Source organism: Solirubrobacter deserti (genome assembly GCF_027587175.1).
In the GTDB taxonomy this organism is placed as follows: Bacteria; Actinomycetota; Thermoleophilia; order Solirubrobacterales; family Solirubrobacteraceae; genus Solirubrobacter; species Solirubrobacter deserti.
Genome location: NZ_JAPCID010000020.1, coordinates 1 through 14402, shown reverse-complemented (window position 1 = coordinate 14402; position 14402 = coordinate 1). Strand labels below are relative to the sequence as shown.

Sequence of the window (14402 nt, the reverse complement as noted above, 5' to 3'; positions counted from 1 at the left end):
CGCCCGCCGGATGTCGAGTCGCCAAGAAGAAAAAGAACGTCGTAAGCGCGAACGGATGGAGAAGCTGGAGGCCGAGAAGGCCGCTGCCGCTCGCCGCAAGCGTCTCCAGCTCGTGTTTGCCTCCGTCCTGGTCGTAGCCCTGCTCGCCGGCGGCGGCGTCGCGGCCGCCGTGCTGCTGGGCGGCGACGACGAGCCGGAGGTCGCGGCGGGCGCCGCGTCGATTCCGGCGCTCAAGACGGGCGACGTGAAGGAAGCGGCGAAGCTCGCGGGCTGCAAGTACGAGCCCAAGGTCGCCAACGAGGGCGCGGGTCACGAGGAGAAGGACTTCAAGGCCTCGGACTACAAGCAGAACCCGCCGACGTCCGGCAACCACCACCCGACGTGGTACGAGGACGGCATCTACGCGCCGGGCGACACGCCGGAGCTCGGCCGCCTGGTGCATACGCTCGAGCACGGGCGCATCGACATCCAGTACAAGCCGGGCACCTCGCCCGAGACCGTCGCGCAGCTCGAGACGCTCTACAACGAGATGGACGGCGGGCACCACCTGCTGCTGTTCGAGAACACGACGGGCATGTCGGCCGCCGTGGCCGCGACCGCGTGGGACGCGTCCCTGACGTGCCCGACGATGAAGCCCGAGGTGTTCGACGCCATCCGCGGCTTCCGCAAGGAGCACATCGACAAGGGCCCGGAGATCGTCCCGTAATAGGAAGTGAAGGCGGACATCCCCTCCGCCCCACCCCGATCATCCGACCTTCACGGGCGGCGCTGACTCAGCGTCGCCCTTCTGCTTTAACCGCGCCAGCCGCCGGTCTCGCCGCGATACAGGCCGTGGCCGGTCACGGCCATCCGCGCGGTGTAGGCGATGATGCGCAGGTCGAGCCACAGCGAGGCGCGCTCGAGGTACTGCAGGTCGAGCTCGATGCGCTCGCTCCACGGCAGCGAGGCGCGACCGTTGACCTGCGCCCAGCCCGTGAGCCCGGGACGGACGCTGAGCCGCCGCCGCTGGCGGTCCGTGTACTGGTCCACCTGGACCTGGATCGTCGGCCGCGGGCCGACCAGCGACATCTCGCCCTTGAGGATGTTCCACAGGTTCGGCAGCTCGTCGATCGACGTGCGCCGCAGCAGCGCGCCGACCTTCGTGATCCGCGTGTCGCCCTCGTCGACGGCCATGCCCGCGCCCATGTGCTCGGCGCCGGAGACCATCGTGCGCAGCTTGTAGACCTCGAACGCGTGCCCGTCGAGCCCGACGCGGCGCTGCCGGTAGATCGGGTGCCCCTGCGACTCGAGCCGGACGGCGAGCGCGGCCAGCGCGACGATCGGCGCCGTCCCGACCAGCAGCGGCACCGCGACGGCGAGATCGAGCGCGCGCTTGCGCCGCGAATGCAGATAGCGGTTCATCAGCGCGTGCCCTCTGCCTTCTCCCAGCCGGCCTGCGTGCCGTGCCGGAGCCAGTCATAGAGACCGAGGGCGAGCGCGGCCGTGGTGAGCAGGTAGTAGCGGGCGACGAGCGCCGGCTTGGCGCCGCTGTCGCTCAGGGCGGCGGCCAGCAGCGCGGCCTGGGCGGCGCCCGCGAGCCGGTAGAGCGTCCCGCGGCGCAGCAGCGCGAAGGTGGCGACAGCGAGCAGGATGTGCAGGAACGGCGTGCCGTAGCGCAGCAGCCGGTGGCTGACGATCATCAGCGCGTACAGCGGCGAGTACCCGCGCGGGTCCAGGAGCCCGCCCTCGAGCACGATCGGCCAGCCGTAGGACATCATCCGCCGCTTGCGGGCCCACTCGCCCTCGATCGAGGGCACCATCTTCTCCGTCGCGCGCGCGTCGGGCACGTAGACGGCGCGGAATCCGCTTTTCACCATCTGGAACGGCATCGCGAGGTCGTGCCCCATCGTCGGGTTCACGCGCTCGTAGGCACTGCGCCGGACGGCGTAGATCGCGCCGTTGCCGCCGGTGACGGACGCCAGCGCCGACTCCTGCGCGCGCAGGAACATCTCGTAGCGCCAGTACAGCCCTTCCTGGTTTGTGCCGGCCTCGTTGGTGAAGGACACGTTGCCGCACGCGTAGCCCACGGCCGGGTCCGCGAACGGGCGAACGAGCCGGCGCAGCGCGTCGGGCTCCCACATGGTGTTGGCGTCGCTGAAGGCGAGGATCTCGCCGCGGGCGACCTGGACCGCCGCGTCCTGGGACACGTACTTGCCGCCGCGGGGCAGCGCGAGCACCTGGTCGGCGCCCTCCGCGCCGCGCACGGTGGGCTCGTCGCCCCCGTCGACGGCGACGATGACCTCGAGGCCGGGGTAGTCGAGCGCGCGCGCGTTCGCGACCTTCGCCGCGATCACGGCCTCCTCCCTGTAGGCGGCGACGATCAGGCTGACGCTCGGCGTGACATCGGCGCCCGGCGCGGTCGGCGGTGAGCCCTTCAGCCGGCGCAGCAGCGCCAGCGCGGGCGCGTAGGCCGCCTGTGTCCAGACGATCAGGGCGGCGGAGATCCAGAACAGGGCGCGCACGGGCGGCGAAGAGAGTGGCAGACTGGCGCGCTGTGCTGACGCTCCGCCGACCCACTCCCGAAGACGCCGACGCGCTCGTCGCCGCCTGCCAGGACCCCGAGATCCCGCGCTGGACCAACGTCCCCAGCCCGTACACGCGCGAGCACGCGCTCGCCTACATCAACCGCGACGACCCGCGCGTGCTGAACTTCCTCGGGTTCGAGGACGACCAGCTCGTGGGCTCGTTCAGCCTGCTGGAGATCGACCTGGACGCCGAGTACGCGGAGGTCGGCTACTGGGTGGCCAAGGAGGCGCGCGGCCGCGGCGTCGCCACGCAGGCGGTGGAGCGGCTCAAGCTGGTCGCCGACCAGCTGGGCATCACCCGGCTGGAGCTGCTCGCGCACAAGGACAACGCGGGCTCGCGGGGCGTGGCGCGCAAGGCGGGGTTCATCGACACGGGCGAGCTTCGGCCCGCGCCGCGCGTGGACCCGCCGACGGCGCCGGACTACGTCGTCTACGCCTGGAGCGCCGAGTAGAGCTCGAGCGTGCGGCGGGCGATGGCCTCCCAGCCGTACTCGCCCGCGGCCGCGGCGCGGGAGGCGGCGGCCATGCGCTCGAGCCGCTCGGGGGCGGCGAGCAACGCCGACAGCTCGCTCGCCAGCGCTTCGGGGTCGTCCGGCTCGACCAGCGCCGCCGCGCCGGTGGCCGCAACCTCCGGGAACCCGCCGACGCTCGTGAGCAGCATCGGCTTGCCGAAGGCCAGCGCGGTGAACAGCACGCCGGACTGGTCGATCTCGCGGTACGGGAGCACGACCAGCGACGCCGCCCGGAACGCGCCCGCCAGCTCGCCTGCGGATACGAACCGCAACGCCGTGCGCACGCGTGGGCCGTGGATGAACGCCGTATCCATGCGCGGCATGCCGATCACCCACAGCTCGGCGTCGACGCCCGCGCGCCGCCAGGCCTCCAGCAGCACGTCCACGCCCTTGTAGGGCCGCAGCAGCCCGAACATCAGCACGACCGGCTTGTCCGGCACCGCGAACGGCGCCTCGCCCGGCACGTCGAGCCCGGTCAGGGCCCCGTGGCGGATGACGTGGACGAGGGCGGGGTCGAGCCCCAGCTCGTCGCGCAGCCGGGCCGCGCCGTGCTCGGAGTGCACGACCACCGCGTCCATCCGCTCGTACAGCCGCCGCTGCGCCGCCAGCTGGCCCGGCCTCGGCTCGCGCGGGAGCACGTCGTGCGCGGTCAGCAAGCGTGGATGCCGGCGCGGCATCAACCAGCCGTCGAGCTGCTGGACCGGCAGCCACTGGAAGTGCACCACGTCAGCGCCGCGCGCTCGGTAGCGCAGCATGTCGGGCACGTGCTGGGCGAGCCGCGCGGCGGTCCGCCCGCGCGCCGGCGCCCAGCGGTAGAAGTGCTCGACCACGTCGACCGCGGGCGCGTCCGGCACGTCGCCGTACGTGAACGCGCTCGTGATCAGCGACACCTCGGCGCCCGCCTGAGCGAGCGCCGAAGCCAACGCCCGGTCGTAGGGCGGCGTGTAGGCCGCCGGATCGACCAGGTGGACGCGCATCGCGCGCCCAGGTTACGACAGGGCCTTGACCAGGTTCACGCGGCCGAAGCCGAACTGCGGGTCGCGGCCCGCGGCGCCCTTGTCGTCCACCGAGGTCTGCAGCTTGGAGCGGATCTGCGTGGCGGTCAGCGCCGGGTTCTTCGCCGCGATCAGCGCCGCGACGCCCGCCACGTGCGGCGTCGCCATCGACGTGCCGGAGAAGGCCACGTAGCCGCCGCCGCGCTTGGTGGAGAGCACGTTCACGCCCGCCGCGGCGATCTCGACGTCCGCGTTCGCGTTCGAGAACGAGGCGCGCGCGTCGTTGCGGTCCGTCGCCGCGACCGAGACGACCTCGGGGTACGCGGCCGGGTAGTTGAGCGTCGCGTCACCGTCATTGCCGGCCGCGGCGATGATCAGCGACCCGCGCGAGGACGCGTCGCGCACCGCGGTCTGCAGCGTCGAGGAGGCGCCGCCGCCGAGCGACATGGAGATGATCTTCACGCCCTTGCCGGCGAGGTAGGTGATGCAGTTGGCGACGCCCGCCGTGGTGCCCGAGCCGACCGCGTTGAGCGCCTTGCAGATGGCCAGGTTGGAGTTGTAGGACACACCCGCGACGCCGACCGAGTTGTTGGCCTTGGCCGCGATCGTTCCCGCGACGTGCGTGCCGTGGTCGTTGTCGTCGTTGCACGAGCCCTCGACGACGCGGTTGGTGAGCAGCTGCACGCGCCCGCAGGCCACGACCTTGCCCGACAGGTCCTCGTGCGCCGCGTCGATGCCCGTGTCCACGATCCCCACCGTGATCGCCGGGAGGTTCGGATAGCCGGCGAGATCCCAGCCCTCCGGCGCGTCCATGTCCGCGTCGTTGGCGTTGCTCAGCCCGTACAGCTCGCCGAAGCGCGCGTCGTTGGGCACGCCGAACGCCTTCAGCTCGACGTTGGGCTCCGCGTACTCGACCGCCGCGGAGCGATTGAGGATCGCCGCCGCGTCCTTCGCGTCGGCGACCGCCACGACCTGGGCGCCGTTCGCCGCCACCGTGCCGAGCACGGTCGACAACCCGGCCCGCTCGGCCAGCGCCGACTTCGACGCACCCGGCTTGTACTTGACGATCACTTCCTCGGCCCCCGCCGTGGTCGGAACCGCCAGAAGTGCGACGAGGCCGAGCGTCGCCGAGATACCCCTACGCATTGGAACCGCCTCCCGTTTGAGTCTCCCAACTCTTGGAGGTGAGAACGCGCACACGAGACCCGACTTGCGCCCTCGCTGACGTGGTGTCAGCTATCTGAACCGTGCGTATGCGGCAGACTGCAGGCCGTCGTGGGCGTCGAGCTGTCCTTTTGCGTGGTCAACACTGAGCAGCGTGGACTGCTGCGCTACTGCCTGGACTCGATCGCCCGTGAGCGGGCGACGCTCGACTTCGAGACCGAGGTGCTGGTGCTCGACAACGCGTCGCAGGACGGCTCGGTCGAGGTCGCCAGCCGGCACCCGGCGACGACCGAGGTGATCGCGCTGCCCGAGCGCCAGGGCAAGGCGGCCAACGACAGCCTCCTGTTGCAGCGGGCCCGCGGCCGCTTCTGCATGCTGCTCAATGAGGACTCCGAGCTGGAGCCGGGCGCGGCCGTGGCACTGTACGGCGCGCTCGAGCACGACGACCAGGCGGGAGCGGCGGGCGCGATGCTCGTCCGGCCGGACGGCGAGCAGCAGCCCTCGGCGTGGCGCTTTCCCTCGGCGTGGACGGCGCTGCTGTCCGCGTTGTGGCTGCACAAGCGCTTCGTCGTGCAGAGCAGGGGCGAGGTGGTGCGTCCGGTCGACTGGGTCCAGTCCGCCGCCATGCTCGTGCGGCGCTCCGCTGCCGAGGAGATCGGCTTCTTCGACACGGACTTCTTCGTCTACTCCGACGAGGTCGACTTCTGCAAACGGCTGCAGGACGCCGGCCACCACGTGCTGTACGTGCCCGAGGCCCGCGCCGTGCACCACGAGCAGCTGCAGACCGGCAGCGTGCCGAGCCGGCGAATCGTCGAGTTCTCCCGCAACCGCGACCGCTACATGCGCAAGCACCACACATGGTTGAGCGCCTACACCGTGCGCTTCCTCACGGCGTGGACGTACCTCGTGCGCGCCCTCGGCGCCCTCGTCCTGCCCAACCACAACCCGAAGCGCTACCTCAAGCACGTCAGCGCGACGCTGTTTCCCAGCCGCGGCGAAGGGCTGCGCGAGGGCGCCGACGAGTTCAACCGGCGGCTGGAGCCTCCCGTGGGCCGCGTCGACTTCGACTGAGCAAGCCCCGCGCGGCCCGCAGCTCGCCCGGGCGGAAGAAGCGCGTCGCGATCAGCGCCAGCGGCAGCGCCGCGAGCACGAGCGCCCGGCTGACGAAGCCCACGACGCCGTCCGTGGGCAGCAGCAGCTCCCCCGCCGCCGTGAGCGCGCCGATCACCGCGACCAAGCGCAGCAGGCGGCCCCACTCGAACGCGACCGGGAACAGCTTGCGGGTGAGCGCCCACATCGCGACCAGCGTCACGGCGTAGGCGCCGACGAGCGCGAGGCCGGCGCCCGCGATCCCGAGCGAGGGCACCAGCAGGACCAGCAGCACGACGTTGGCCCCGAGCCCGCACAGCGCCGCGGGTGCGTTGCGAACCGTGACCTTCGCCCGGCCCGCCATCGCCACCAGCACGAGGAACAGCCCGTACAGGGCCCAGCCGAGCGAGACCCACGGGAGCGCCTCGTGGGCCGCGTAGAACTCCGGCGCGGCGAAGATCCGCACCACCCAGCGGCCGAGCAGCGCGATGCCCGCGACGACGAGCCCGGTGAAGAGCACGTAGTAGGTCGCGATGCGGGCGTAGACGCGCGCCGCCTCCTCGTCGCTCTCGATCGAGTACGCGAGCGGCGGCCACGCGTACTGGAACGCGCGCACGGTGAACACGACGATCCCGGCGAGCTTGACGCTCAGCGAGTACAGGCCGGCTTCGTCGGGGGATTCGGCGCGGTAGAGCCAGAGGCGGTCGATGAAGAAGATCAGGAAGACGGACACCTCGGCGGGAACGGTCGGCAGACCGAAGCGCAGCATCGGGCCCAGCTGTGGGCGCGACGGCAGCCCGAGCACGTGCCGCTCCACCCACCACAGGCCGAGCAGGACGGCCGCGGAGGCCGCGTAGTTGCCCAGGACGAGCCCGAACGCGCCCTGGTCGAGCCCGACCACGAGCACCACGGTGAGCGTGACCGTGAGCGCGACGTTGATCAGCGACGCGATCGCGAAGTCCCGCGCGCGCTCCTCGACCCGCAGCAGCGCGTACGCCAGCTCGAGGTTCGTGAACGCCCACAGGCCGAGCGCGCCCGCCCGCAGCACGTCCACCTGCTCGGTGCCGAGCAGGAGCCGGCTCACGGGCGCCGCGAAGACGACGATCAACAGCGCTGCGACGGTCGTGATCGCCAGCAGCGTCCCGACCGCCGTGCGGGCCAGCGCGCGCCGGCGGACCGGGTCGGCGTCCAGGTAGTGGAAGCGCACGAACGCCTCGCCGAGCCCGAGCCGCAGGACGATCGAGCACAGGATGATCGTCGTCAGGATCAGCTCGGCGGTGCCGTAGTCCGCGCTCGTCAGGTGACGCGTGTAGAGCGGGAGCGTGACGAGCGCGATGACCTTGGAGACCGCGTCCGCGAGCTGATACGCCGCGCCCGTGCGCAGCAGCCGACGCAGATAGCTCGTCATCCCACGGCGAGACGCTAGCGTGCGTGCGCGATGACCGACCCGGCTGGCGGCTATGGGTGGCGCGCGGGACCCGCGGGCGCGGCGGCGCGCGCCGAGCGCGCGGGCCAGGACGAGCCGCCGCCGATCGGGGTCCTGCTGCTGCCGCGCGCGCTGGAGTCGTTCATCCTGCGCGACCAGGCCGAGGACCTGCTGACCGCGCCCGGCGTCGTGGCCGTGGAGCCCGCGCGGATCTCGTACGGCGCGTATCTGCGGCTGCCGGTCTCGGTCGGCGACGGACTGGCCGCGACGCAGGCGCGCCGGCTGAAGCTGCCGGGGGTCCCGCGCGTGATCGTCATCTTCCACCCGCTGCAGTACCCGCTCGCCCGCGGGCTGATCGCCCAGCACCCGGACGCCGAGCTCTGGTACTGGCAGTGGGACCGCTTCGACGCCGCCTACGACGCGAACCCGCGCCAGCGCGCGCGGCTCGAGGACCTGCACCTGGCGGCGTCGCTGCGCGCGAGCGTCAATATCGTCGTGACCGACGCGCTGGGGCAGTTGCTCGACGAAGCGGCGGGCGCCCCGCAGCTCGTGCCGCTCGCGGCCGACTCGTTCCCGTCCGCCCCGCTCACGCCGGTCGTCGCCGTCTCGCTCGGGCATCTGGGCCACCGCACGGACTGGAAGCTGCTGCGCGCGGTGGCCGCGGGCATGCCGGAGCTCGTGCTGCTGCTGATCGGCGAGTGGCACGAGGCCGAGTCCGGCCACGACGAGGACTTCCAGGCCTGCCGTGCGGCGCCCAACCTCGTGTGGCTGGGCCGGCGCTCGGACGAGGAGGCGGCGCGGCTGATCGCGTGCGCCGACGTTGGCATCGTCCCCTTCGAGCGCTCGGACTTCAACGACACCGGGCTGCCGTACCGGATCCTCAAGTACGCGCGGCTGGGGCGGCGGACGGTCTCGCGGGACCTGAAGGGCGTGCGCACGTGGGCGGAAGCCGTCACCACCGCGGAGACGCCCGAGGAGTGGATCGCCGCCCTGCGCGCGCACGCGGGCGCGCGCATGCAGCCGGACGCCGAGCTGCGCGAGTGGGCGCTGAGCCAGACCGCCCACCAGCAGAACGGGCCGTTGTGGGAGCGGCTGGAGGCGTTGGGGATCGAGAGCGGACGGCTGGGCAGCGAACGCGTCAGGGACAGCGAACGTACGCCACGAGAAAGCCGCCGGAAGCGGCGCGCTCGAACGCCGGATTCGGCAGGTTGACCGTCGGGTTGGTCCCGTCGGCGAACCCGTAGCGGCGCAGCGCCTTCTGGCCGAGCGCGAAGACCTCGACGCCGCGGTCGCGCCGCTGCGCGCTGCGCGCCCCGATCCGCGCGTCCTGCTGGTGCCACTTGGCGTCCGGGACGAGCCGGTAGGTCGGGAACGTGAGCGTCCCGCAGCGCATGCCGGCCTGCACCTCGGGCTGGGCGAACAGCGCGACGAGGCTGTCGTGGGTGGCCCGGATGAACCGCATCTCCTCGCGCACGTTCGTGAGCGACGGGGCGAGGATGACCAGCCCGATCGCGCCGGCCACCGCGGCGCCCGCGCTCGCCCGCACCCACAGCGCGCGGACGCGGCCCTCCGCCTCGGTGAAGCCGAGCAGCGCGTAGCCCGCGAACAGGCACATCGCGATCGCCGGCACCGTCAGATAGCGCGGCAGGATCGAGAGCCCGAGCACGCCCGTGCCGACGAACGTCACGATCCCGCCGACCAGCAGCGCGCCCGGGACCAGCACCCGCCGCCAGCCGATGAAGCGCCACGCCAGGTACGCGCCGACCGGCGCGAGCAGCGCCACGGGCGGACGCACGGTGGAGCCGATGAACGTGACGAACGAGCCGGGGACGTGCTGGAGCCCGCGCACGCGCCCGAGATCCTCGGCGAGCGCGCTCGTGGACTGCACGGAGTGGATCGGGTTGCCGGTGACGATCCAGTCCGTCAGGCACCAGAGGGCCGGGGCGATGAACACGATCGGCAGCTCACGCGGGCGACGCCGCCACAACCACCACAGGCCGGTCAGGACCCAGGCTTCGGGGCGCAGGAGCCCGGCGAGGACGAGCAGGACGGGCGCGCCTCGGCGGTCCTCGGCCGCGAGCACGCCGGCCCAGACCACGAGCGCGAGGAACGGCGGATCGACGTACCCGCGGGCGGCGTAGAGGAGGAACGAGGCCGACGCGGCGACGAACAGCGCGGCCAGCGCGCCGCTCCAGCGCCCGAACACGGCCGCGCCGAGCCGGTAGGTCCCGAGCACCAGCGCGGCGTGCGCAAGAAAGCACACCAGCACGAGCGCGCGGTCGCCGCTCTCGCCGAACACCAGCCCGAGCACCGCCGCCACCGCGATGTAGAGCGGGTGCTGGGTCGGCGCCGCGTAGGCCGTCAGCGACGGCAGCGTCCCGTCCAGGATCTCCCGCCCCCACACCAGGTGGTAGTAGGAGTCGTAGTTCGGATACGTGCGCGTGACCGCCCACACGGCCACCGCCGCGGCGAACGCGACGACCGCGGCGGCCAGCTCGACGCGCCGTGGGAACCGGGATGTTCGCCCTCTGGGCGAACTCCCAGCGACTGCGAGCCTCCCGGGCGACGTGTTGCCTGTCACTGGCGGACGACGGCGGCGGGCTGGCTACGGTGCCCGTTGAGCGCCGCGGCCACGTCGTCCTCCGGCTCGTGCCGGCGGCTCGCCAGCGGCGCGGCGAGCGCCGACCCCAGCGCGAGCAGCGTCCACGTCACGGGGTCCTCGAGGAACGCGGCGTAGAGCCACGTGTGCAGCACGAGCGCGGCGAACATGGCCGCGAGCGCCGCGCGCACCGGGTTGCCGCGCGCACCGTGCAGCAGCCGCCGGAACGCGAGCACGAGCAGCGCGACGTAGAGCGCGAGGCCGACGAGGCCCTGCTCGGCGGCGACCGTGATCGGGATCGTGTGCGAGGCGGACGTCGCCTCCCGCCCGGAGGCGTCCTCGGCGCGCCGGTACTCGGCGTTGAAGCTGCCCGACCCCCAGCCCTGCAGCGGCTGCTCGCGCGCCAGATCGACGCCGCCCTGCATGAGCTCGACGCGGCCCGAGGTGGCGTCGTCGAGCGTGTCGGAGTCGAAGCTGTCGATCCCCAGGGCGCCCGGAAAGGCGAACACGAGCACCGCCGCGGCGACCGCGGCCACCAGCGCGGGACCGACCACGTACTTGGCGCCGAAGCGCAGCCAGGCGACGACGGCGAGCCCGAGCAGCAGCGCCGCGAAGCTCGACTGCGACAGCGTCGTCAACAGCCCGCCCCAGAGCACCAGCAGTGCGCCAATCGCCAGCAGCAGGTTGCGCGGCCGCTTCGCCCACAGCAGCACGGACGCGAGCCCGAGCATCACCAAGGCCAGGAAGCGCCCGTAGATGTTCGGGTCAAAGAACAGCGAGTTGACCCGGAAGTATTCCTCGACCTGATTGGAGGCGATCACCTTGGGGTTCAGCAGCAGATGGCGCGTCTGGAACTCCCAGAAGCCGATGCCGGCGAACAGCAGCGCGAGCACGACCAGCGCGCCGCCGCCCCACAGCAGCCGCCGCGGCGTCCACTCGAGCCCGCGCAGCAGTACGAACAGCAGCGCGAACGGCACGTAGAAGAACACGACCTGCTCGAACGCCTTCGCGCGCTCGTCGGCGTAGATCGACTGCAGCGCGTAGAGCACGATCCCGCCCAGCAGCACCCACTCCAGCCCGCCCGAGCGCTCCGCCGGCGTGCCCGCGTGCCGGGCCGCGAGCCGCGGGATCAGCCACGCCAGCGCGCCCGCGCCGATCACGACGTACAGCGGGACGAGCAGGTTCGCGGTGCTGCCACCGGCCTGGATCGGCACGCGGAACGGGAGTGCGGCCAGCGCCAGGACGGCGAAGAAGCCCGGCCGGCGCGCGAACAGCCACGCCAGGCCGCCCATCGCGGCCACGCCGATCGCCGCGGCGGCGAGCGCCAGCGGCCCGCGGTCGCGCACCGACTCCACCTGCGGCGAGTTCCAGATTTCCCCCACCAGCAGCACCGGCGTGAGGACCAACGCGCCGAGCATGGCCCACGCGCGCCCGCGCACCGTCCGGCCGAGCACGGCCGCGGCCGCCAGCACGGCAGCGACGATCATGCCCGCCAGCAGGGCCCACTCGGGGAAGGCGGCGGTGTCGCTCACCCGATCACCCTTCGGACCTGATCCTGGGCTGCACGCCGCGCAGGATGTCGTAGATGTTGCGCGTCACCTGCGCGACGTTCGGATCGTCCAGGCGCTGCGGCCACTCGGGCAGGCCGACGCGGATGACGGTGCCCTTGCCGAGTTGCACGGCCGAGAGCGCCGACCGGATCTCCCGCGCGGGCTTGCCCGTGTTCGCCGCCTCCAGCTCCTCCTCCGGCGTGAGCGGCTGCCCGACCGCCGCCAGCACCTTGCCCTTGCCGAGCGACGCCGCTTCCTCGAAGCGGGTGAAGCCCGGCAGATCGAGCGCGCCCTCCATCAGGCCGAAGCTCGTGTCCTCGGGCTCGTACTGGACGAGCGTGGCGGGTGCGCCGACGCGCCGCTCCTTGGCCACGCGCGCGCCGAACGGGTCGGCCGCGGCGGGCTGGGTCGGGCGTTCGAGCGTCCCGGAGTCCTCGTCGTTGCGCACGCGCAGCCGCACGCCGCGCAGCAGCGTGTCCGAGCCGAAGATCGCGAGCTTGCCGCCGTCGTTGACGTACTTGCGCAGGCGCTGGCCGAGCGGGCGTGTGATCCAGGTCATCGAACCGGCCAGCAGCACGCCCTCACGGTCCGTGGCGCGTGGGCTGCGGGTGAGGTCGAGGTCGATGTCACTGGTGAGGTCGTACCGGATCCTCCGGCGGTCCAGGAATACGAGCAGCGGCGCGATGTCGTCGGCAAAGCCGGCCGGCAGCCCTTTCTCGCCCGCGTACATGCGCGGCCAGCGGACCTTGTCGCCGGTCGCAAGCGTGTTCGGAAGCCCGTCGAACGGCGTGTCGTCGATCTTGTCGGAGCCGAGCCAGCTCAGCGTCGGCACCACCACGAGCACCTTCGCGCGTTCCTTGGCCTGTACCAGGAACGGCACGGTCGTCGACCAGCGGCCCGCGCGCAGCTCGAGCAGGTAGACGCCCGAACGGCCCTCCGGGGCCCGGAAGACGAGGCTCGCGTCCCGCGCGGTGTTGCGCTTGACGACCCGGCTCTCCCCCACGCGCCGCACGCGCCAGCGGTACTTCGCCCCGCGCGCGTCCACGAAGAACTCGGCGCGCCCGCCGGCGGTCACCGGCCGCACGGGCGGCTGGGCCGAGATGCCGCGTACGGTCAGGCCCGGCCGGCCCGGCACGGCGCCGACCTCGAACTCCGCCGGGGCCACCCCGCGGTTGCCGGCGGTGTCGCGCACCTGCGCCTGGATGAGGTACACGCCCGGGTCCAGCGGCTTGCCCTCGACCAGGCCGTCCCAGCGCCTGCGCTGGTAGCGCCCGGGGCGGTCGAACATCGCGACCTGCTTGGGCTTGCCCTGGTCGGTGCGGAACACGCGGAAGATCGTCGGGAAGCGCGAGCGCCCGCGCGTGTAGATGTCGATCGCCCGATCGCCCTGGGAGACGACGTTCTGCCAGCCGTCCTTCTCACCGCACGGAGCGCCGATGCAGACCTGCGGCCGCGGCGCGCGGGTGTCCACGGTCATGGTCTTCTGCACGATCGCCGAGCGGCCCTCGTCACGCAGCGCGACGCGCAGGCGGTACTGGCCGTCGGGCACGACGCGCCCGTCGTCGCCCTTGCCGTCCCACGTCATCCGGCGCCAGCGGTTGGGCTGCAGCGGAACCGAGTCCACGAGCCGGCGCACGCGATCGCCGTCGAGGTTGACCACGTCGACCGTGGCGTCGTCGGCGACCTTGATCGAGACCGCGATGTCGCTGGCGTCACGGTTGCCGTCGCCGTTGGGCGAGAACGACGTCGTGATGTCCGGGACGTCGATGACGGGCGGCTCGCTCTTGAGCCGCTGGGCGACGAAGAAGGCCGCAAACGTCGCTCCCACCAGGACCACGAACGTGATCCGGGCGATCAGGGGCAGCGCCCCAGCCCGGGAAGGGCTAGCCGGTGGACTTGTCTTGGCCAATGACCACGACCACGTTCCACTCGCGCTGGCCCACCTGCACGGCCGCGGCCTGGATCTCGTCGCTGAGCTGCTCGACGCGCTCGATGCCGAGGACGTCCGCGACCCCCTCGGCGGCGCTCTTGTCGCCGCGGGCGTACATGACCGTCGACGTGGTGGTCTGCTCGGCCTCGCCGAGGTTGCCGAACAGGACGTTGCCGTCGGGGTAGCCGTCCTGGACGAGGTTGTCCCGGAACCCGCTGGCGAGGCCCGCCTCGTTCGTGCCGTTGAGGACGGCGACCTGCGCCTCCTCCTTGCTCACGCCCGGCTCCGGAGTGGCCTCCGGCGTCGCGTCGCCGCCCTCGGGCGTGGGGTCCTCCTCGATGCGGTTGCCGGCGGGAGGCGTCGGCGAGCTCGCGTTCTCGGGGTCGTCGCCACCGATCTGGGTGAACGCGAAGCCGACGCCCGCGATGACGAGCACCGCGGCGATCGCCGTGACGATGATCCCGCGCGCGTTGCCCTCGCGCCGCGGCGGCGGCGAGGCCGCGCGGCGGCCGGGCGACGCCTGGCTGCGACGGGGCGGCAGCGGCTCCAGCCGGCGCGCGGCGGGCGTGGCCG

Annotated in this window: 13 protein-coding genes; 4 read left to right on the top strand and 9 right to left on the bottom strand. The window is 72.6% G+C overall.

The window, feature by feature from the left end; translation table 11 throughout:
* The first annotated feature begins 55 nt into the window (after positions 1 to 55).
* Positions 56 to 706 (top strand): DUF3105 domain-containing protein, encoded by a 651-nt coding sequence (locus tag OJ962_RS15480; protein ID WP_202954492.1) that lies wholly within the window; start codon positions 56 to 58, stop codon positions 704 to 706.
* An 86-nt stretch (positions 707 to 792) separates the two neighbouring features.
* Here OJ962_RS15480 and OJ962_RS15475 read toward each other — a convergent pair whose 3' ends face one another.
* Together OJ962_RS15475 and OJ962_RS15470 are read right to left on the bottom strand one after the other, a co-directional pair.
* On the bottom strand, positions 793 to 1401 hold the full coding sequence (locus OJ962_RS15475) for a sugar transferase (protein WP_202954493.1): 609 nt from the start codon (positions 1399 to 1401) through the stop codon (positions 793 to 795).
* Positions 1401 to 2501 carry a glycosyltransferase gene (locus tag OJ962_RS15470; RefSeq protein WP_202954494.1) on the bottom strand — a complete coding sequence of 367 codons (1101 nt, stop codon included), beginning with the start codon at positions 2499 to 2501 and terminating at the stop codon, positions 1401 to 1403. Before OJ962_RS15470 ends, OJ962_RS15475 begins: the two co-directional genes overlap by 1 nt.
* Positions 2502 to 2533: 32 nt before the next feature.
* On the opposite strand from OJ962_RS15470, the gene OJ962_RS15465 reads away from it, so the two are divergent.
* Entirely contained in the window at positions 2534 to 3016 is a 483-nt protein-coding gene (locus OJ962_RS15465; RefSeq protein ID WP_202954495.1) for a GNAT family N-acetyltransferase, read from the top strand.
* Here the strand turns inward: OJ962_RS15465 and OJ962_RS15460 are convergent.
* Both OJ962_RS15460 and OJ962_RS15455 read right to left on the bottom strand, forming a co-directional pair.
* Positions 2995 to 4053: a glycosyltransferase family 4 protein gene (locus OJ962_RS15460; protein ID WP_202954496.1), complete on the bottom strand. Its 1059-nt coding sequence runs from the start codon at positions 4051 to 4053 to the stop codon at positions 2995 to 2997. The genes OJ962_RS15465 and OJ962_RS15460 overlap by 22 nt on opposite strands.
* Positions 4054 to 4065: 12 nt before the next feature.
* Positions 4066 to 5217, bottom strand: coding sequence for a S8 family serine peptidase (locus OJ962_RS15455; RefSeq protein ID WP_202954497.1), 1152 nt, complete (start codon positions 5215 to 5217; stop codon positions 4066 to 4068).
* Positions 5218 to 5370: 153 nt separating this feature from the next.
* On the opposite strand from OJ962_RS15455, the gene OJ962_RS15450 reads away from it, so the two are divergent.
* The gene (locus tag OJ962_RS15450; RefSeq protein WP_270006453.1) at positions 5371 to 6306 is read left to right on the top strand and encodes a glycosyltransferase family 2 protein; all 936 of its coding nucleotides are present in this window, start codon (positions 5371 to 5373) and stop codon (positions 6304 to 6306) included.
* Here the strand turns inward: OJ962_RS15450 and OJ962_RS15445 are convergent.
* Positions 6260 to 7732, bottom strand: a complete 1473-nt coding sequence (locus tag OJ962_RS15445; RefSeq protein WP_202954499.1) for a lipopolysaccharide biosynthesis protein — start codon at positions 7730 to 7732, stop codon at positions 6260 to 6262. The two genes, OJ962_RS15450 and OJ962_RS15445, sit on opposite strands and share 47 nt — an antisense overlap.
* 30 nt (positions 7733 to 7762) lie before the next feature.
* Here OJ962_RS15445 and OJ962_RS15440 point away from each other — a divergent pair, with 30 nt between their 5' ends.
* The gene (locus tag OJ962_RS15440) at positions 7763 to 8962 is read left to right on the top strand and encodes a glycosyltransferase (protein WP_202954500.1); all 1200 of its coding nucleotides are present in this window, start codon (positions 7763 to 7765) and stop codon (positions 8960 to 8962) included.
* On the opposite strand, the gene OJ962_RS15435 is transcribed toward OJ962_RS15440, so the two are convergent.
* From OJ962_RS15435 to OJ962_RS15420, 4 genes are all read right to left on the bottom strand, one after another.
* A complete protein-coding gene (locus OJ962_RS15435; RefSeq protein WP_270006452.1) occupies positions 8889 to 10211 on the bottom strand; it encodes an ArnT family glycosyltransferase in 1323 nt (440 codons plus the stop codon). The genes OJ962_RS15440 and OJ962_RS15435 overlap by 74 nt on opposite strands.
* Positions 10212 to 10327: 116 nt before the next feature.
* Positions 10328 to 11881, bottom strand: coding sequence for an O-antigen ligase family protein (locus OJ962_RS15430; RefSeq protein ID WP_202954502.1), 1554 nt, complete (start codon positions 11879 to 11881; stop codon positions 10328 to 10330).
* 4 nt (positions 11882 to 11885) lie between these two features.
* On the bottom strand, positions 11886 to 13727 hold the full coding sequence (locus OJ962_RS15425) for a N,N-dimethylformamidase beta subunit family domain-containing protein (RefSeq protein ID WP_202954503.1): 1842 nt from the start codon (positions 13725 to 13727) through the stop codon (positions 11886 to 11888).
* 55 nt (positions 13728 to 13782) lie between these two features.
* Positions 13783 to 14402 (bottom strand): LytR C-terminal domain-containing protein (locus OJ962_RS15420; protein ID WP_270006451.1); only part of this gene is annotated, 620 nt, incomplete at its 5' end.